The organism is Desulfosporosinus sp. I2 (assembly GCF_000960765.1).
GTDB lineage: Bacteria > Bacillota > Desulfitobacteriia > Desulfitobacteriales > Desulfitobacteriaceae > Desulfosporosinus.
In genome coordinates this window covers 14,171-33,176 of record NZ_JYNH01000040.1, presented here as the reverse complement: position 1 = coordinate 33,176, position 19,006 = coordinate 14,171, and the positions used below count along the sequence as shown (strand labels likewise).

Genomic DNA, 19,006 nt, shown 5'->3' with positions numbered 1-19,006 from the left:
ACATGATCAATGAACATTGCCTAAGTAATTATGTGTTCTACTAGTCAGAAAGTATAGCTTGACAGTTAATACTTTCTGAAAGTATAAGTACAACTAAGGTAACCGCCAGCGCCTGTGGGTCCCTTCTCGCCATCCATGGCTTCAGGGACACTCGGTCATCCATGACCAGCGCTTGGCGCTAGCCAAGTTTTCTTTATTGACATGGGAGGTTTTTAGTATGTTGGATCTTAAGTTTGTTCGTAATAATCCTAACGTGGTTAAAGAAGCATTGCAAAAGAGGCATGCCGTCATTAGTCTTGACCAATTTCTAATTCAAGAAGAGGAGCGACGAAAACTCCTCTTTGAAATTGAAACTTTAAAAGCTCGGCGTAATTCTGTCTCGGAAGAAGTTGGACGTCTTAAAAAAAGTGGGAAAGACGCCGAAAGCCTCGTCTTAGAAATGCGCGAAGTTGGTCAAACAATCAAGGATTTGGAACAAAAATCATCAGATATAGTGCAAGCAATGGAAAAGGTCCTTTATGAAATTCCTAACATCCCTCATTCCAGCGTTCCGATTGGTTCAGATGAAACTGCCAATGTTCAAGTTCGCACATGGGGTACCCCTCGTGTTTATGACTTTGAGCCAAAGGCACACTATGAAATTGGAGAAAAGCTGGATGTTTTAGATTTCACCAGAGCTGCTAAAGTCACTGGGGCACGCTTTACCTTTTATAAAGGGTTAGGTGCCAAGCTAGAACGTTCTCTTATATCGCTGATGCTTGATCGCCACACCACAAATGGCTATACTGAAATACTTCCACCCTACATAGTTAATCGTGCTTCCATGACGGGGACTGGTCAACTTCCTAAGTTTGAGGATGATGCCTTTAAAATCGTGGGAACTGATTACTTCTTGATTCCTACAGCTGAGGTGCCAGTTACCAATCTTTATCGTGAGGAAATTTTAGATGGTAGCCAACTCCCAATTCGTCACTGTGCCTATAGCGCTTGTTTTCGTTCGGAAGCGGGTTCGGCTGGCCGGGATACACGAGGGCTTATCCGTCAACACCAATTTAATAAAGTAGAACTCGTAAAATTTTGTCTTCCAGAGAAGTCCTATGAGGAGCTGGAAATGCTTACAAGAGATGCGGAAAGCATTCTCCAAATATTAGAGCTTCCCTACCGAGTTATGGCGTTATCGGCTGGGGATCTTGGGTTTACCTCTGCCAAAACCTATGATTTAGAAGTATGGCTGCCTAGCTTTAATACCTATAGGGAAATTTCTTCTTGTAGTAATTTTGAAGATTTTCAAGCTCGTCGAGCAAACCTTCGTTTTAGGAGAGGTCCTAAGGAAAAACCAGAGTATCTCCACACGCTAAATGGCAGTGGATTAGCAATTGGACGTACTGTAGCCGCGATCATAGAAAATTACCAGGAACAAGACGGCAGAGTACGCGTTCCTAAAGCTCTTCAACCTTATATGGGTGTAGAATATATTGGGTAAGGTCCCCTTTGTCATGGATGGCTTCTATGAATAGTAAAAAATACTAAATGATGTTAGTTGAAATTCTGGAACATTTATGTTATGCTTTTGTTCGGTTGTTTTTATTGGAGGGGTGTTCGAGTGGTTTAAGGACCCGGTCTTGAAAACCGGTGACTTCGTAAGGGGTCCGTGGGTTCGAATCCCACCCCCTCCGCCATATCGAAGTTCGATGTTCGAAGCACGAAGTTCGAGTGAATGACTTGTTATGGGCATGTTACCCACTGCTTCTAATAGCAGTGTGGCGAGTTTGAGACCAAGCTTATTATGCGTTCGTAGTTCAGCTGGATAGAGCGTCAGACTTCGAATCTGAATGTCGGGGGTTCGAATCCCTCCGAACGCACCATCATTGTTATTCGTGGTTCGATATTCGAAGTTCGTATATCGAACTTTTTACTCTTTAAAAAACCACGGCCTCGTAGCTCAGTGGATAGAGCGGGGGTTTCCTAAACCCTGTCTTGCGGAGGTTCGACTCCTCCCGGGGTCACCAAAACAGAGGTAATTATGCTTCATCAAGATTGGATGCGCAATGCGCTGGCACAAGCAGAGAAGGCCTTTGAGCTAGGAGAAGTACCAATCGGTGCTGTCATAGTTAAGGACAATCAAATCATTGTCTCCGCGTTTAACGAAAAAGAACTGAGACAAGATCCTACAGCGCATGCTGAGATCTTAGTGATCCAAAGGGCAGCCGAAAAGTTAGGTTCATGGCGCCTGGCGGACGCAACGTTATATGTAACCCTAGAGCCTTGTCCGATGTGCGCAGGGGCCATTGTACAGGCCCGTTTAAAGCAACTTGTTTATGGAGCCGCAGATTTAAAAGGTGGAGCAACCGGTTCTGTAATGAATGTCCTAAATACGACGCTCTGGAATCATAAGGTTGATGTGGTAGCCGGGGTTTTAGAAGAGGAATGTTCGGATATCTTAAAATCATTCTTTAAACGATTACGGTGAACTTCAATCAGAAATGGTTGAATTCATCATAATTATATACGGAGGAGTATCGAAGTGGTCATAACGAGAGCGACTCGAAATCGTTTGACGGTGTAAGCCGTCCGTGGGTTCGAATCCCACCTCCTCCGCCATTAATATCGGACTTAGAATTTATGGACTTTGCGTCTTAAACGCTGAGTCTTTTTTATTAGTCAGAAAGTATAACTTCGTTATATACTTTCTGGAAGGTCCCTTCCCGCCATCACGGCGCCTTGTCATCCATGGCGGCGCTCTAATCTCGAACATCCTTGTTCGAGTCTTGGCTACAGGGACACTCGGCCATCCATGGTCAGCGCATAAGGGCAACTAAGGCGACGACACAGGACGTGTCTAGTGTCGAATGCGCCATGGATTGCTTAGCATTCGACCGGCCGCCTTCGCCAAAGCTTCTCCGCTAAGCTAACACGTGCGAAGACAGTGTCTTCGGGCGCCAGCCAAGTTTTCTTTAGTTTGCGTGGTCGAAACAGAATAGTCTAAATGCAAAATAATTAGCAGTAATAACAAACAACTGAAAGAAAGAATTAGGATTCTTGGTAAATAATTTGCTATAATCATCTTGGAGGTGTCATTGATTGAAGGAATTTCTATTTAGCCAACTAAAGGTAATACGTAATAATACGCTTAATGCAGTGAAAGAAGTCAGTGAAAGCCAAGCGGATTCAATACCGGAGGGGTTCAATAATAATATCCGCTGGAATCTCGGTCATGTTTATGTGGTCCAAGAATTATTTGCTTTTGCTTTTATTCCCGAACCAATGCAAATACCCGATAAATTTACTGAGTTATTTGGTCGTGACAGCAAACCCTCAGAGTGGAAGGTGCAACCACCAACCATGCTGGAATTGACGAGATTATTGGAAGATCAAACAAATCGAATCCAAGCAACACTAGAAAACAGGTTAGCCGAAAACGTTGCAAAACCATATAACATGCCCTCTGGCTTAACTTTAAAAACTATTGGAGAATTTTTGACATTTGGGATGTATCATGAAGGTATGCATGTTCAAACCATTAAAATGTTAAAGAAATTTAGCGCATAGAGTTTGATGAAAAGAAGGGTCTTCACGGCAAAACGTGAAGACCCTTTAACTGTTTATTTTGGTTTTTTAGGTTGCTTGGGCTTTTTTGTCTCTTTCTTAGGACTCTTATCTCCCATCACATGTCACTCCTTTCGCACAGAAATAATCGTTCTTAGTAAGCAAAATTTCTATCGTTGACAGGGGGGAGTAAAGCAATAGTTTTATTAAGTATACCACGAATAGACGCAGCTTCACCAACAATAATCTTTTCACAATAGGATGCGTTACATCACTAAATTTTACCAGTATATTATTAAGCGTCGAGGTTGATAATAAGACCATGAGGGTACGTAATGGTTGAGCCAAGATTTATATAGGCTCTTTACGGGGTGTATATGGGTCGGCCAAAGATGATATACAGGTGGTCAAACGCTTGTATATTGTCGGAGGGAAGATTTTTTATGGTGGGGAAAAGCTTTACTGCAGTCTCTTTTTGATTGTCTTAAGGTTCCAACTTATCGTAAAGGGTCGAGCTAAGATTTTGCAGGGTGTTGAGTTTTTCTTACTCAACCATATGTCTTTAGATGTATGCATGTGTAAGAAAGTCGGTTATATACAGCCGAAAGGTTGTATGTAGCTGGGTAGATATTCTGCAAGGTCGAACGAATCATCATTTTAGGTGGTGACCTGCTTGATTATGGTCGAAAGATCATAGTTAGGTAATAAGCGATCTAAAGTGGTGTTAGGTAGACTATTACGTGCTCTTATATATAATAGCTCAATAAATAGGGTTACATAAGATTAAGGGTCTTTGCGATTAAAGCGAGGCCCTTCTGCTGTTTTAGAACATTATGAACGAGCTATAGAGGAGTCAGCATTCTCTCTTAATAACAGTAATAAAAAAGTAGATACTTTGCTTAAATCTTCACATTCTTGGACAAACTGCTATTAGTACAATAATTTGACCACTTCTGCAAGGAGTTGAAGAGGGTGAGGGGACTAGAATCATGAAAGTACTGAGATTTATATGTCTTATTATACTAAGTATCCTTACGATTTGGGGAAACGCGGCTCTTTGGGGGCCGTTTAAGGAAAGTAGTGCAAGTGTTAGTGCTAGTGCTAGTGCAATAGAAGCCAATAAACTATATGAAGCAACGGATGAAATAGCACTAGATCCAAGGCCGAATCAGCTGATCCGCTTTCATGTCCTCGCCAATTCAGATAGCGAACAGGACCAAGAGTTAAAACGAGCGGTTCGAGATGCCATTTTGAAAGAAGTTTCTCCTCAATTAGCCGTTTCTCAGTCATTAGATGAATCACGAACTATCCTTAAGCAGCTCAGTCCAGAAATGGAGGATATAGGGCGTTTAGTGGTTATGGATTGGGGAAAGGATTACTCAGTACATACAGAATACGGACACTTTTCCTTTCCTACTAAATCCTATGGATCCTTAGTACTCCCAGCAGGTGACTATGAGGCTTTACGCATTGTGATCGGGGAGGGAAAGGGATCAAACTGGTGGTGTGTGCTTTTCCCACCGCTCTGTTTTATAGATATTGAACATTCAACAGCTGTTCCAGTGGATGGAAAATTGGGGATCCCACTTAAAAATAAAGATTCTGTTGGTTCGAAAGGACAGATCTATAAACAGGCCACTTCTAGTAAACCAAAAGTTCGCTTTTTCTTTTGGGAAATGATCAAACGCTTATAATTATATAAATTTTGCACTTTGACTTACTTTAAGCACTAAAGCACTAAAGCACTAAAGCACGCAGCACTAAAGCACTAAGCTCTCGGTATATTCTTGCCATGGAATATCTCGGCCATTTCTTTAGTTAAGCGTTGTTTGATTTTTTTCTTTTCACTGGGGAGAAGTTCCTTTTTGGCAGTGCCAAAAAGATAATTATCAAGATCGAAGTCCTTTAAGATCATCTTTGTATGAAAAATGTTTTCTTGATAGACGTTGACATCAATCATCTGATATAGCTCTTTTTTTTCCTTGTCCAGATAGTTTTGGATGGAACTTATTTTATGATCAATAAAAAACTTTTTACCATCAAGGTCTCGAGTAAATCCCCGCACGCGATAGTCGATGATCGCTATATCAGAATAAAAACTAGTCACTAAATAGTTGAGGGCTGCCAGCGGAGATATTTTACCACAGGTAGAAACATCAATGTCAGCCCTGAATGTGCTTATTCCTTTATTGGGATGGCTTTCAGGATATGTGTGAACTGTGATATGGCTTTTATCTAAATGAGCTACGACATTTGCAGGTATTGCCACATCTTGCTCTTCAGAAACAAGCATTGTGACGCTAGCCCCTTGAGGATTATAGTCTTGTTTAGCAACATTCAGGATATTTGCCCCGATGATGTTCGCAACATCTGAAAGGATTCTGGCGAGACGATCGGAATTGTATTCTTCATCTATGTAATCGATATAGGCTTGGCGGTGCTCGGGCGATTTTGCATAACAAATATCATACATATTAAAACTTAAAGTTTTTGTTAAGTTATTAAATCCATATAATTTTAATTCCTTGAGTGGCTTAATTTCCATTTAATCCTCCAAAAATATTAATAATGGTGCTTTAATAAAGCGATACATAGAGTACTCTACGATATTTAAGGTAAAAATATTCAACTAAGAAAGCTAAATTGTCCAATTACATATATTTACATTACATTTGCCATTGACGCGCCTGTTCCTTTGCGATATAATCTCTCTTGTTCACTAAACTCATTAAATCTATTATACAGATGGAAAGTTTATCGAACTCGGAGAGGTGGCTGAGTGGTCGAAGGCGCCCGCCTGGAAAGCGGGTACATTGGGCAACCGGTGTCGAGGGTTCAAATCCCTCTCTCTCCGCCATTTTTAGAGGATCCGAGCCAAAGTATTCGACTTCGGCTTTTTTACTAGTTAGAAAGTATAACTTGCGTTATATACTTTCTAGAAGGTCCCTTCTCACCATCCTTGGTTACAGGGACACTCGGCCATCCTTGGCCAACGCATAAGTGCAACTAAGGCTACCGCCTTCGCCAGAAGGCTTCTCCGCCGAGTTTATACGTGCGAAGACAGTGTCTTCGGACGCTAGCCAAGTTTTCTATATTTTGCTATAATTGATTTAGCCGTACTAGACGGGGAGGTAGCGGTTCCCTGTAACTTGCAGCCCGCTCTAGCAAGGTGGAATTCCCGCGAAAGGTCCACGCCTGTGAAGCAGTCTTTGGTAGGTGGCTATGATATTTGGGTCTTACGCAACAGAACACTCCGAACCGTGTCAGATCTTGACGGAAGCAGCACTAAGGAGAACGTTTTGTGTGCCGTAAGGTTGCCTGAATTGAGTTTACTGATCAAGGTAACGTTCGGAGGCGATGGCTCGATCTAGGGTGTACGGCTATTTATGAAAGATTAAGGTGGTTAATGTACCATCTTTTTTTAACATATTCCCCACTCTGAATAAGAGGGTGATAGTATGGCTTATTTGGCACTTTATCGTGAATGGCGCCCTAGAATGTTCAAAGACATCGTAGGACAAGACCATATTACGAAGACTTTAGTAAATGCGCTTAAACAAGAGAAGATAGCACATGCCTATTTATTTAGTGGGCCAAGAGGTACCGGGAAAACCACCGCTGCCAAAATTTTAGCGAAGGCATTAAATTGTGAACAGTTACAAGGAATAGAGCCTTGTAATCATTGCGCTTCTTGTACAAGTATTGACCATGGTTCAGCCATGGAGGTTTTTGAGATCGATGCTGCATCAAATCGAGGTATCGGTGAGATTCGTGATTTACGTGAAAATATAAAGTTAAGCTCAACCCAAGGAAAACATAAGGTTTATATTATCGACGAAGTACATATGTTAACTCCGGAGGCGTTCAATGCTCTACTAAAGACCCTGGAAGAGCCTCCACAACAAGTTATCTTTATTTTAGCTACGACAGAGGTTCAAAAAATTCCTTTGACAATCCTTTCAAGGGTACAACGCTTTGAATTTCATCGAATCTCAGTTGAAAATATCCAAAAACGTTTACTTGAAGTGTGTACGTCTTTAGGGAGGCAGGTTGAACCGAGTGCCCTTTTGATTATTGCTCAGAAGTCAGAAGGAGGGCTTCGCGACGCTTTGAGCATTTTAGACCAATGTCTGCTTCAGGAGGATCCAATTGGTGTAGAAGAAGTTTATTTGGTATTAGGCATGGTAGGCGAGACATATAGTGCTGAGTTAGTGGAAGTATGTCTTTCCTCTGACTATGGAAAAAGTTTAAACCTTTTATCCGAAGGGATTCAGCAAGGGCGAGACCCTCGACAGATCATCCGAGAGTTGCTTGATTATCTGCGCCAAATGTTGTTGACGGCGTCAACGGGGAACCCCCCTATGGTAGCACTTCATATTCAGGATCGTTTGGTCAAACAAAGTGAAGAAATCGGAATTCCGCGCTTGTTGCGCTGGATATCTGTGTTACTACAAGGAGAGGGGCAACTTAAATATGCGTCAAACGCCCGGTTGGCAGCCGAACTTTTACTAGTACAGACCATTCACGATAGTCAACCTTCCGCGATTGATGGGCAGGATGAGATATTAAAGAGGTTATCTATAATTGAGCACCAGCTTCAAAGTTCTGCCCTAGGGGGAATAGCTGAAGGGTCCCCCCCGGTCAGTTCGAAATTGAATCGGTCAATTCCGAAGGCTCCACTTCAACCTCAAAGGACTGCTAATATAGAAGTAAAAACTGTGGATTCTGGGAACACTGCCCAAGAAGCTGAACAAAACCTTTCTATTGAGGGAATTCAAGAGCGCTGGGCTGAAGTTTTAGACCAGGTAAAAAAACTTAAAAAATCGACTCAGGCCTTTTTGATGGAAGGGAAACCAGTTCAACTTAATGGCGAAGTCCTGACGATCCTCTTTCGCGAAGGTTGTTCCTTTCATAGGGACAAAGTCAATCAAGTGGAAAATCGGCAGACCATCGAGGATGTTTTAAAGCGTTTATTCGGTACTTCCTTGACCTTACAAAATCTCATGGAAAACGAATTTCAAATTAGGGAGACAACAGAAAGCCAAGACTTGAAAAGTCAGGAGCAAGCTTTGATAAACAAAGCTAAAGACATGTTCGGCCCAGATCTTGTCGTGGTGAGGGAGTGAACTTGAGTCTTGACTTTAGCGACACTGGGTCGTCTATGACCGTTGGAAGTCTTGGAAGTGGATAAAACTGATGAGAGTATAAAGCTTAGGAATAACAAAGATTGGATGTGTTAAAATTGGCAGGTTTTAAAGGAATGGGTGGCGGTGGCATGGGTGGTAATATGAGTCAAATGTTGAAGCAAGCTCAAAAGATGCAAGAGGATATGGCGAAGGTTCAAGAAGAACTTCTTACTAAGACGGTGGATGCCTCTTCAGGCGGTGGAATGGTTCAAGTTGTAGTTAGTGGAAAAATGGAATTAGTCGATATAAAAATTAAGCCTGAGGCAGTTGACCCCGAGGATGTGGAAATGCTGGAGGATCTTATTAAAGCGGCATTAAATGAAGGGCTAAGAAAAGCTCAGGAAATGGCTAGTCAAGAGATGGGTAAACTAACCGGCGGCTTAAAGATCCCCGGATTGTTCTAGGTGATCTATGGATTTCTTACAATATCCACAGCCTTTGGCAGAGCTTATCAGTAGCTTAGCCCGTTTGCCGGGGATTGGCCCCAAAACGGCGGGACGCCTTTCATTTTACTTACTACAACAGCCCCAAGTTTCAGAGGATTTAGCACGGGCTATTGTTGTAGCAAATCGAGATATTAAAAAGTGTTCTATTTGTTCTAATTTTACAGATCAAGAGCCCTGTGCGCTCTGTGATAATTCACAAAGAGATCAAACATCACTTTGCGTCGTTGAACATCCCAGAGATGTAGTTTCGCTGGAAAAAACGAAGGAATTTAAAGGACTTTATCATGTACTGCATGGGGTCCTTTCCCCAATGGACGGAATTGGCCCAGAGCAGTTAACCATCAAACAGCTCTTAAGACGTTTAGATGGAGTGAGAGAAGTAGTTATGGCCATGAATCCAACCGTTGAGGGGGAGGCAACGGCCCTTTATTTAGCACGTTTGCTAAAACCCATGGGAATAATAGTATCTCGGATTGCCCATGGGCTACCTGTAGGTGGAGACTTAGAATATACGGATGAGGTGACGATTGCTAGGGCTCTAGAAGGTCGCCGACAATTATAGCTAAATAAAAAATGAAACTACCATTAATATGGGATCACCAAGAAGTTTAACCCTAATGGCATTGCAGTTTATGAAATCCTAAAATTTTTTGGAATTTGAGGATTGCACTTACCCATAAATTTAATTGTTGACGGGTATAACAATTAGAGGGTATACTAAAGTTGTCGAAAGGGAACTATTTGGGCTTGACCTAAATAAGTTCCCTCAGTCTATTTTTATGGTAATTATACAAAAATTCTTTCATTTTTTCCAAACTTTATTTCCTGAACTTGTTTGGGAAATAAAGATTGGAGTTGCCATAAATAGTTTATTTACACAATAAGGGGTCCGGAAAATTAAATTAATCACATGATTAGGAGGAGAAAATTAATGGCCAAGATGAAAACTATGGATGGTAACGAAGCGGCGGCTCACGCCTCATATGCGTTTACAGAAGTCGCCACTATCTTCCCCATCACACCCTCTTCAACAATGGCAGAATTAGTTGACGAATGGGCTGCTCATGGTAGGAAAAACGTTTTTGGGCAAACAGTTAAAGTTGTTGAGATGCAATCTGAGGCTGGGGCTGCTGGCGCAGTACATGGTTCCCTTCAGGCAGGGGCTTTAACGACTACTTATACAGCTTCACAAGGCTTACTTTTAATGATTCCTAACATGTATAAAATTGCCGGTGAACTTTTACCGTGCGTATTTCATGTAAGTGCCCGTGCCTTGGCAACTCATGCTTTGTCAATCTTTGGTGACCATCAGGACGTTATGTCCGTACGCGCCACGGGTTTTGCTCAGCTTTCCTCTCATAATGTGCAAGAAGCTTTAGATCTGGGCTTCATTTCCCACCTTGCAACAGTTAAATCAAGAATTCCTTTCCTCCATTTCTTTGATGGATTCCGGACCTCTCATGAAATTCAAAAAATTGAAGTTCCAGAATATGAAGAAATCGCCCAACTTTTAGATATGGAGGCAGTCCAAGCCTTCCGTGATGGCTCTTTGAATCCAGAACATCCAGTCCTTCGAGGAACGGCTCAAAATCCGGATGTCTACTTCCAAGGCCGAGAAGCTTCCAATCGGTTCTATGATGTTATACCTGACATGGTCGAACATTATATGCAAGAATATAAAAAACTTACTGGTCGTGAATATCATCCGTTCCAATATTATGGTGCAGACGATGCAGAGTATGTCATTGTCGCCATGGGTTCCATATGTGACACGATTGAAGAAACCATCGACTATCTCGTTGCCAAAGGGGAAAAAGTTGGTGTCGTTAAGGTTCACTTATATCGTCCGTTCTCGAGTGATTACTTCTTTAAGGTATTACCTAAAACTGTTAAGAAAATTGCAGTTCTTGAACGTACCAAAGAACCCGGTGCTAATGGAGAACCACTTTATCTTGATGTGAAGGATATTTTCTACTCCAGCGATTTGAAACCCGTGATCGTCGGCGGTCGTTATGGGTTAGGCTCGAAAGACACGACGCCTTCTCAAGTCCTGGCTGTTTATAAAAACCTTAAGTCTGAAAGTCCCAAAAATGGCTTTACCATTGGTATTGTGGACGATGTAACCTATAAATCCTTGGCTGAGGATGAAATTATTGACACTGCTCCAGAAGGGACAATTTCCTGCAAATTCTGGGGCCTCGGTGCTGACGGTACAGTCGGTGCTAATAAACAAGCCATTAAGATTATTGGGGATCACACAAAACTGTATGCCCAAGCTTATTTCCAATATGACAGTAAAAAATCCGGTGGAATTACGGTTTCCCATCTTCGCTTTGGGAAAAAGCAAATTAAATCTCCTTATTACGTGACAGGCACGAATTACATTGCTTGCCATAACCAAACCTATGTTTACCAATATGACCTCTTAAAAGGCCTTAAACAAGGTGGCAACTTTGTCTTGAATTGCCAGTGGACTGCAGAAGAACTGAATGAAAAGCTTCCTGCTTCCATGAAACAAGCCCTAGCTAAAACCAAAGCTAACTTCTATATTATTGATGCGGTATCAATTGCTCGTAAAATCGGTCTAGGTTCCCGCATTAACATGATCATGCAAGCAGCTTTCTTTAAACTTGCCAACGTGATTCCTGTCCAAGAGGCTGTTGATTATTTAAAAGCATCGGTTGTAAAAACCTATGGTAAAAAGGGTCAGAACATCGTTGATATGAATATTGCAGCGATTGATCTCGGTGTATCTTCCCTAGTCAAGGTAGAAGTGCCGGCTGCTTGGGGAAATGCGGACAACGCGCAAACACAGGCTGCCGCGGCTGTTGAAGAACCGGATTTCATCAAGAACATTCTTCGCCCTATGAATGCGTTAGAGGGAGATAGCCTCCCGGTAAGCGCGTTCACAGGTCGTGAAGATGGAACTTTCCCAGTGGGAACTGCTAGTTTCGAAAAACGTGGTATTGCTGTTATCGTTCCAGAATGGCAGATCGAAAATTGTATCCAATGTAACCAATGTTCTTATGTTTGTCCGCATGCAGCGATTCGCCCGTTCTTAATCAACGAAGAAGAAGCAAAAAATGCTCCTGAAACCTTTGTGGGTAAGAAAGCGATTGGTAAAGAAGCAGCAGGCCTGCAATTCCGTATGCAAGTTAGTACGTTGGATTGCACTGGTTGTGGAAACTGTGCTGAAGTTTGTCCAGCTAAAGGTAAAGCACTGATCATGAAATCGGCAGCTGAACAAATGGAACAACAAGCTAAGAACTGGGAATTTGCTGTAACCTTAAAAAATAAGAGCAAACTCTTTGACGTCACAACTGTAAAAGGTAGTCAGTTTGCGCAACCGTTATTAGAGTTCAATGGTGCCTGCCCAGGATGCGGCGAGACTGCCTACGTCAAACTGATTACTCAACTATATGGCGATCGCATGATGATTTCCAATGCTACTGGCTGTAGCTCCATCTGGGGTGGCAGTGCTCCTTCAATTCCATATACCACTAATCAGGAAGGCAAAGGACCCAGTTGGGCTAACTCCTTGTTTGAAGACAACGCCGAGTTCGGTTATGGTATGTACTTGGGTGTCCGTCAACAACGTGAAAAACTTGTGAGTTTAATGAAGCAAGCCCTTGAGATGGAGATTAGTACCGAGTTGAAAGAAGCATTCCAGGAGTGGATTACTGGTTGGGATGATGCTGACGCTTCTAAAGCCGCTTCAGCAAAGATTCTTGCAGGACTAAAAGGGTATGTAGGGGATAACAAAGTCCTCGCAGAAATCCTAACTAAGAAAGATCATTTGATCAAAAAATCTCAGTGGATTCTCGGTGGGGACGGCTGGGCTTATGATATTGGATTCGGAGGCTTGGATCATGTCCTAGCATCTGGAGACGATGTAAACATCTTTGTTATGGATACCGAGGTTTACTCCAATACTGGAGGACAATCCTCCAAATCTACTCCGAGAGCAGCGGTCGCTAAATTTGCCGCTGCAGGTAAGAAGATCCGTAAGAAAGACCTAGGAATGATCGCGATGAGTTATGGATATGTTTATGTTGCGCAGATTGCTTTAGGTTCTAACATGGCTCAAACGATCAAGGTTATTAAAGAAGCAGAAGCTTACAAAGGACCTTCTTTGATTATCGCTTATGCACCTTGTATCAATCATGGACTTAAGGTTGGGATGACCAAGAGTGTACAAGAGCAGAAGAAAGCGGTGGACGCTGGTTACTGGCATCTATATCACTTCAATCCAGATTTGATCGATCAAGGCAAGAATCCATTTAGCCTTGATTCCAAAGAACCAAGTGAATCCTTCCGCGAGTTCATCATGGGCGAAGTTCGTTATTCTTCCCTTTTGAACACCTTCCCAGATAGTGCTGAGGAACTTTTCGTCGGTGCAGAAAAGTACGCGAAGGTACGTTATGAGTCCTACAAACGTTTAGCTGACCAAAAGTGGGACTAAAAAAATAGATCTTAACGCGGAAGAGAGCAGGTTAGCCTGCTCTCTTTTTTAGCGTCAGGAATACCTCCCTACGAACTAGCAGGTTCAAGAAAGTTTCTATCGGAAAGGACAAGATGGTTCTACTTTGTACTTATGTGCATAGGCTGTACTATGTTTTAGGCAAAGGAGGATTTTCATGACCTTTGTTTTTTTAGGACTTTTCATAATTTTATTAGTAGTTGTTGTTCGTTCCTCATTGGGACAACCTCGAGTCGTTTTTAAGGCGATGATCCATATTTTAGGTGGAATCGTAGGACTTTGGCTTTGTAATTTTCTTTTAAGTGTCTTTGGTTTAGAAGTCCCAATTAACTTCTTTACTATTCTACTAGTTGGATTTTTAGGATTACCCGGTGTTTTGGCCTTATCAGTCTTACAGTTTATGGGGATTTAATCTTTTTCTAAATCGAGATAGAAGTATTCAATATTACGAAAGAATTGAGTAAAGAGTATACTGAAAGTGCGCACGGGGAACTATTTAAAAGTAGTTCCCCGTGCGCACCTTTATAACGGCGCCGTTTATCGGCCAGGCTATTCAAATAATATAAAAGGGGTGAGACTCTGAAACGAATTGTGGAAGCTTATGTTGGTGAATATGCCAGTGGAAAAAGCGAATGTGCAGTGAACCGTGCACTTGAATTGTTATGGAAGGCCTTGGCTATAATCATACTTTATACGGTTTATTATATTGGGTTTAAGCTAAATTAAATTTGGATTAAAGAAGGTTGGATCCTGTTAGTTTTTACCGTATCAATTTTTTGGATGTATCTATCAGTAGTAATCATGGATCGATTGTATAAACAAACAGGAAATCGGGATGAAGACTGAAAGGTATTTGAGTAAACTACAACTTTACTACGAACGGCGTTTACTTTAATTATAGTTAAAGGAGCGCTTTTTTTGTACTAAGCTGTAAGTATACAGATTGGTCCATTTTAGAAATTATTACGTTCCGAAGGGCCCTTCCATTTAATCATCGTATTCTTATCGAAAAATGGGGCGGAAGGGGGTTCTGTTTTGCGGAGTAGAGAAGTGAACCAAGGACTGGCGAATAATCAACTCGTTGTCGGACAAAATAAGCTAGATCGGAGGAGACAACAATGCCTAGTTGGATGAAAATGATCAAAGAACTTACCATTCGCCCGAAGGGAGAGCGAAAGATACGGAAGTCTCCCTCGTATTCGTTTGACGAGGATTTGAAAAATCCTTTATCTGGAAAAAAGGTAAAGGAGATCTTATCCAAGAGTAGCGATGTCGTGTTCCGAGAGTTTTCCCTCCAAGGGAAAGAACGTATACCCTGTATGGTGGTTGCGGTGGATGGACTGGTAGATAAAAATCTACTGGACCAATTTATTCTCAAACCTCTAATGGTGGATTTGCCTGGACATCCAGAACTAGCACAAGTGAAATTATCAAATGTTGTGGATATAACAATCCAGAGTCTACTGCCCGGTCTAGAGATAAAGAAAATATCCAAAATGGGAGATGCAGTAGATGCCATTCTTTCCGGTGATTCAGTCATTTTCTTCGGCGACTTGACGGAGGCTATTGTTATCGGTGCCAGGGGATGGGCTAATCGCGGCGTTACTGAACCGATCACGGAGTCAATTGTCAAAGGTCCACGTGAGGGATTTTCGGAAACACTTCGAATTAATACCTCACTTTTGCGGCGCAAGATCAAACATCCCTCCTTGCGAATCATCTCTTTAAAACTTGGAGACATGACGAATACCGATCTTGTCGTTACCTATATTGAGAAAATAGCAAGTCCGGATATCGTCTCCGAAGTTTTCAGGAGGCTGAGCAAAATTAAGATGGATGGCATGCTAGGGAATGGATATATCGAGGAAATGATTGAGGATAATCCTTATTCGCCCTTTCCTCAAATCTCTTTTACGGAGCGACCAGATGTTCTGGCTGGAAAGCTTCTGGAAGGGAAAGTGGGCATTATTGTCGACGGAACCCCCATTGTCCTTGTGGTGCCAGCAGTATTGACGCAATTTTTAAATGTGAATGAAGACTACTATCAACGGGCTATGGTTGCAATCCTTTCTCGCTTTGTTCGGTATGTAGGAGCATTTGTAGCCTTCGTGGCCCCTAGCGTCTATATTGCAGTGACGACGTTTCATCAGGAAATAATACCGACAGATCTTCTGTTGAGCATATCAGCAGGCCGGCAAGGAGTGCCCTTTCCAGCTCTTTTAGAGGCCCTAACGATGACGGTCGTTTTAGAAATATTGCAGGAAGCGGGGCTCCGCTTACCAAAACCGATTGGATCGACGATTGGAATTGTAGGGGCACTGGTCATCGGAGATGCAGCGGTGAAGGCCAGCTTGGTCAGCCCACTGATGGTTATCATCATTGGATTGACGGCTGTAGCTAGTTATGCAATTCCAACCTTCGATTTGAGTCTTGCTGTTCGGCTCATTCGATTCCCGCTGATGATTTTGGCGGGTATTCTTGGTTTTTTCGGGGTCACCGTAGGTCTTTATGTGATCTTAATTCACCTGCTAGGTCTTCGTTCGTTTGGAGTGCCATATACTAGTCCAATAGCTCCGCTGCGTATTCGGGCCTTGTTGCAAGATACGTTCGTTCGGGCACCATGGTGGGCGTTGAAGCGTCGTCCTCAACTGATCGACGTCGAGGAACCCCGTTCGGGAGGGAAAGGAAAAACAAAATAATGGAAAGAATCTCGCCACATCAATTCATGACCTTAGGGTCAGCCGTACTACTGGGTACAACGTTTCTCCCTGTAGCATCGATGGTTACCGAAGTCGGTGGACGGGATGGCTGGATGAGCGTCCTACCAGGCTTAGCCGTGGGAATTCCTTACGGTTTAATGGTAGTTTCGCTTCTAGAACAGTATCCACGCAAAAATTTATTACAGGTCTCGGAAACACTGTTTGGAAAATGGATCGGAAAGATGATCGGGGTTCTTTATATTTCAATCACGGGTTACTTTGGCGGGCTGTTGCTGGGCCAAGTTGGAGATATCTATCAGACTACGATTATGCCACTAACCCCCATCGGGATGTTCTACCTCGGAGGAATTTTACTCGTTTTCTACTTGGTATGGTCTGGGATCGAAGTGTTTGCGCGTTTTTCCGAAGTACTCTTTCCTCTCATTGTAATCGTATTGATCCTAAATCTAGGACTCTCCATACAGCGGATGGAACAAGGAGAACTTATGCCTATTTTGAGTGAGGGAATAAAACCGCTCATTTGGGGGGAATCAAAGTACTACCCTTTGTTATGGAATATATTCTCTTTTTAGTAGGGCTCCTTTCTTTTCTACCTACCGATAAACTAGAGCTTGGTCAATTAAAGAAAGGGGTTTGGAGAGCAATTTTTTTGGTTGGAATTCTGGACATGTTGGTGGTCTTAATGCAAATACTAGTTTTTGGACCAGCAGAAACTATCCGTTTGGTCTATGGTTTACTTGTATTAGGGAAGTTGGTGGAAGTAAGCCGAACAGTTGCTGGAGTTGAATCCCTATTTGTGGGGGTTTGGTTTGGGGCTTTGGTAATAAAGATCAGTGCCTTCTTTTTTACAGTGACTTGGGGCTTAGAAACCGTCTTTGGCTTGAAGGGGCCAAAGTGGAACCTCGCAGTGGGAGTCGTATTTCTGGGGATCGCTTTTAAGTTTACAAGAGGTCCTTCTTTAATTATGGAAATTGGTAACATTGACAATTATCTCATTTTGCCTTTTACATCCATTTGGATCCTTACCCTTTGGGGGGTCTCGCGCTGGAAGAAGGGAACTGGTGTTTAATGAAACGCAATAATCGCAAACGCAAAATAGGAATGGTATTGATCTCAATTGCCTGCATTTTGCTTTTAACTGGATGCTGGGGAAAGCGAGAGGTGGAGGAATTAGCCCCTTTATTGGGCGCAGGGATTGATCTCGGGGAAAAACCGGGCACTTTTCTAATTACACATCAATTTTCAAAGCCTAAAAAGGGAGGTTCAGGCGGGGCAGAGGTTGAGGACCGGACATTTAGCATAGAGGCTTCAAGTGGCAGGGAAGCTATTGAAAAGATTTCTAAAGTCACCTATCGAAGCCCTTTTATGGGTTCACTGAAGGTGATAATTATTGGCGAGGACGTAGCAAAAGCTGGCGGTTTTAATGATATGTTGGATTTCGCACAACGTTTTTCTGAATTTCGTCGGTCAATGTACCTAGTTTTAGCTAAAGGGAAGGCTCAGGACATCTTAAATTTAAAATTGCGCTCTGGGCTATTACCAGCTATGGCTATTAAAAATATCATTGAAAGTGGGGATGAAATATCGAGCTTCCCGACGGTCAGGTTAGGGCATTACCTTACAATCCTGAGTACAAAAATTACGGCACCAATTCTCCCGATGCTCGAGAGTGTAAAACCAGGGGAGGGCATTGAATACAAACCAGAGGGAAAGGATGAAGCTGGAGAGATCCAGATACAAGGTGCGGGAGTTTTACGTGGAGATCGCTTGGTGGATTTCCTGACAGACGAGGAAACCAAAGGGTATATGTGGTTGGAGAACAACGTTATACATCGTTTTATTAACACGGTAGACCTCAAGGAAAATGGGGTTAAGTTTGCAGGGCAAGTACTAAAATCCACCACAAAGTACAAAGTGAAAGATAATAACGGAAAAATAGAGTTACAATACCTGATTAAAGCTAGTATTGCTGTTGATGAAATTCTGGACCTAAAGGAACAGCTGTCAGAGCCGGAGTGGGTGGAACTTGTGAAAGGGGCAGAAAAGAGCTTTGCCAAGGTTATTGAGAAAGAATGTGAGAGTTCGATTAAAAAGCAACGAGAGTTAGGCCTCGATTTTCTGGGGATTGGACGGCACATTGAACAAAGAAATCCAGCGTATTGGAAGACGATAAAGGATCATTGGGAGGAGGAAATCAAGAATTTCCCGATTTCTCTAGAGGTACAAGTCACGGTTCATCATTCTGGAATGTCAAGTAGCAGTGCGGTTAATTCAACAGGAGAGGGGCAAGAATAGGGATAGGAGTAACTTAGGGGGTATAATAATGATTAAAACGTTTGAGAGCTATACTAAAAATACGTCAGAAATTCAAGAAGCTGGGAAAGACCAGACCGTTATTGTCAACGGGGGTAAGATTCTCCCAGTTTGTTATCGCTGTGCTCAGGTGCCAAAAGAGGGCCTATATGATGGTTTTCGAGTTCAGGGAATGTTCTTTTGTTCGGATTGCCAGCAGGAACTATTTACGGCAGAGCAAGACTCACCAGAATATCAAGAGTTTTTATTTTTAATAAAAGGGATTTTTTATCTGTAGGGGCAATGTATGAATCGCCCCTGCAAACAGATTATCCA

General features: G+C 42.4%; 13 protein-coding genes, 5 tRNA genes, 1 other RNA gene and 1 pseudogene. 19 read left to right on the top strand and 1 reads right to left on the bottom strand.

All coding sequences use genetic code 11. The features are described 5' to 3' along the window. Positions 1-217 precede the first annotated feature (217 nt). The 8 genes from serS to spoIIR all read left to right on the top strand — a co-directional run bounded on the left by serS (position 218) and on the right by spoIIR (position 5,240). Complete coding sequence (gene serS, locus UF75_RS11265) at positions 218-1,483, top strand: serine--tRNA ligase (protein ID WP_045574696.1); 1,266 nt, start codon at positions 218-220, stop codon at positions 1,481-1,483. Between the two features lie 106 nt (positions 1,484-1,589). Next, positions 1,590-1,679: transfer RNA gene (locus UF75_RS11260), tRNA-Ser, on the top strand. Positions 1,680-1,788: 109 nt separating this feature from the next. Then, positions 1,789-1,865, top strand: a tRNA-Arg gene (locus tag UF75_RS11255). 66 nt (positions 1,866-1,931) lie between these two features. Then, a tRNA-Arg gene (locus UF75_RS11250) sits at positions 1,932-2,009 on the top strand. 14 nt (positions 2,010-2,023) lie between these two features. Further along, positions 2,024-2,470 (top strand): tRNA adenosine(34) deaminase TadA, encoded by a 447-nt coding sequence (gene tadA / locus UF75_RS11245; protein WP_045574701.1) that lies wholly within the window; start codon positions 2,024-2,026, stop codon positions 2,468-2,470. 40 nt (positions 2,471-2,510) lie between these two features. Further along, positions 2,511-2,601 (top strand) — tRNA-Ser (locus tag UF75_RS11240). A 480-nt stretch (positions 2,602-3,081) separates the two neighbouring features. After that, positions 3,082-3,549, top strand: a complete 468-nt coding sequence (locus UF75_RS11235; protein WP_045574695.1) for a DinB family protein — start codon at positions 3,082-3,084, stop codon at positions 3,547-3,549. A gap of 986 nt (positions 3,550-4,535) precedes the next feature. Then, positions 4,536-5,240 (top strand): stage II sporulation protein R, encoded by a 705-nt coding sequence (gene spoIIR / locus UF75_RS11225; protein WP_052693176.1) that lies wholly within the window; start codon positions 4,536-4,538, stop codon positions 5,238-5,240. A gap of 74 nt (positions 5,241-5,314) precedes the next feature. Here the strand turns inward: spoIIR and speD are convergent, their stop codons facing one another. Next, positions 5,315-6,091, bottom strand: a complete 777-nt coding sequence (speD, locus tag UF75_RS11220; protein WP_045574693.1) for an adenosylmethionine decarboxylase — start codon at positions 6,089-6,091, stop codon at positions 5,315-5,317. A gap of 220 nt (positions 6,092-6,311) precedes the next feature. On the opposite strand from speD, the gene UF75_RS11215 reads away from it, so the two are divergent. From UF75_RS11215 to UF75_RS11165, 11 genes and pseudogenes are all read left to right on the top strand, one after another. After that, positions 6,312-6,403 (top strand) — tRNA-Ser (locus UF75_RS11215). A gap of 257 nt (positions 6,404-6,660) precedes the next feature. After that, positions 6,661-6,926: signal recognition particle sRNA large type (gene ffs, locus UF75_RS27075), an RNA gene on the top strand. Positions 6,927-7,004: 78 nt separating this feature from the next. Next, complete coding sequence (gene dnaX / locus UF75_RS11210) at positions 7,005-8,672, top strand: DNA polymerase III subunit gamma/tau (protein WP_045574692.1); 1,668 nt, start codon at positions 7,005-7,007, stop codon at positions 8,670-8,672. A gap of 134 nt (positions 8,673-8,806) precedes the next feature. After that, on the top strand, positions 8,807-9,136 hold the full coding sequence (locus UF75_RS11205) for a YbaB/EbfC family nucleoid-associated protein (protein WP_197079377.1): 330 nt from the start codon (positions 8,807-8,809) through the stop codon (positions 9,134-9,136). 7 nt (positions 9,137-9,143) lie between these two features. Then, positions 9,144-9,740, top strand: a complete 597-nt coding sequence (gene recR / locus UF75_RS11200) for a recombination mediator RecR (RefSeq protein ID WP_045574691.1) — start codon at positions 9,144-9,146, stop codon at positions 9,738-9,740. Between the two features lie 369 nt (positions 9,741-10,109). Continuing rightward, positions 10,110-13,640, top strand: a complete 3,531-nt coding sequence (gene nifJ / locus UF75_RS11190; RefSeq protein ID WP_045574689.1) for a pyruvate:ferredoxin (flavodoxin) oxidoreductase — start codon at positions 10,110-10,112, stop codon at positions 13,638-13,640. A gap of 175 nt (positions 13,641-13,815) precedes the next feature. After that, positions 13,816-14,070 carry a pro-sigmaK processing inhibitor BofA family protein gene (locus UF75_RS11185; protein ID WP_045574688.1) on the top strand — a complete coding sequence of 85 codons (255 nt, stop codon included), beginning with the start codon at positions 13,816-13,818 and terminating at the stop codon, positions 14,068-14,070. Positions 14,071-14,776: 706 nt separating this feature from the next. Next, positions 14,777-16,357 carry a spore germination protein gene (locus UF75_RS11180; protein ID WP_045574687.1) on the top strand — a complete coding sequence of 527 codons (1,581 nt, stop codon included), beginning with the start codon at positions 14,777-14,779 and terminating at the stop codon, positions 16,355-16,357. Continuing rightward, positions 16,357-17,447 (top strand): annotated as a pseudogene (locus UF75_RS11175) (endospore germination permease). The gene UF75_RS11180 and the pseudogene UF75_RS11175 overlap by 1 nt, the downstream one beginning before the upstream one ends. After that, positions 17,447-18,673, top strand: coding sequence for a Ger(x)C family spore germination protein (locus UF75_RS11170; protein WP_045574686.1), 1,227 nt, complete (start codon positions 17,447-17,449; stop codon positions 18,671-18,673). Before UF75_RS11175 ends, UF75_RS11170 begins: the two are co-directional and overlap by 1 nt. Positions 18,674-18,701: 28 nt before the next feature. Beyond that, positions 18,702-18,968, top strand: coding sequence for a sigma factor G inhibitor Gin (locus UF75_RS11165; RefSeq protein WP_045574685.1), 267 nt, complete (start codon positions 18,702-18,704; stop codon positions 18,966-18,968). Positions 18,969-19,006 lie beyond the last annotated feature (38 nt).

Excerpts from the sequence above, each read along its gene's own strand:
- speD (WP_045574693.1), bottom strand. The coding sequence starts at position 6,091 with ATGGAAATTAAGCCACTCAAGGAATTAAAATTATATGGATTTAATAAC.
- UF75_RS11180 (WP_045574687.1), top strand. The coding sequence starts at position 14,777 with ATGCCTAGTTGGATGAAAATGATCAAAGAACTTACCATTCGCCCGAAG.
- UF75_RS11170 (WP_045574686.1), top strand. The coding sequence starts at position 17,447 with ATGAAACGCAATAATCGCAAACGCAAAATAGGAATGGTATTGATCTCA.
- spoIIR (WP_052693176.1), top strand. The coding sequence starts at position 4,536 with ATGAAAGTACTGAGATTTATATGTCTTATTATACTAAGTATCCTTACG.
- UF75_RS11205 (WP_197079377.1), top strand. The coding sequence starts at position 8,807 with ATGGGTGGCGGTGGCATGGGTGGTAATATGAGTCAAATGTTGAAGCAA.
- UF75_RS11185 (WP_045574688.1), top strand. The coding sequence starts at position 13,816 with ATGACCTTTGTTTTTTTAGGACTTTTCATAATTTTATTAGTAGTTGTT.
- dnaX (WP_045574692.1), top strand. The coding sequence starts at position 7,005 with ATGGCTTATTTGGCACTTTATCGTGAATGGCGCCCTAGAATGTTCAAA.
- UF75_RS11165 (WP_045574685.1), top strand. The coding sequence starts at position 18,702 with ATGATTAAAACGTTTGAGAGCTATACTAAAAATACGTCAGAAATTCAA.
- nifJ (WP_045574689.1), top strand. The coding sequence starts at position 10,110 with ATGGCCAAGATGAAAACTATGGATGGTAACGAAGCGGCGGCTCACGCC.
- tadA (WP_045574701.1), top strand. The coding sequence starts at position 2,024 with ATGCTTCATCAAGATTGGATGCGCAATGCGCTGGCACAAGCAGAGAAG.
- serS (WP_045574696.1), top strand. The coding sequence starts at position 218 with ATGTTGGATCTTAAGTTTGTTCGTAATAATCCTAACGTGGTTAAAGAA.
- recR (WP_045574691.1), top strand. The coding sequence starts at position 9,144 with ATGGATTTCTTACAATATCCACAGCCTTTGGCAGAGCTTATCAGTAGC.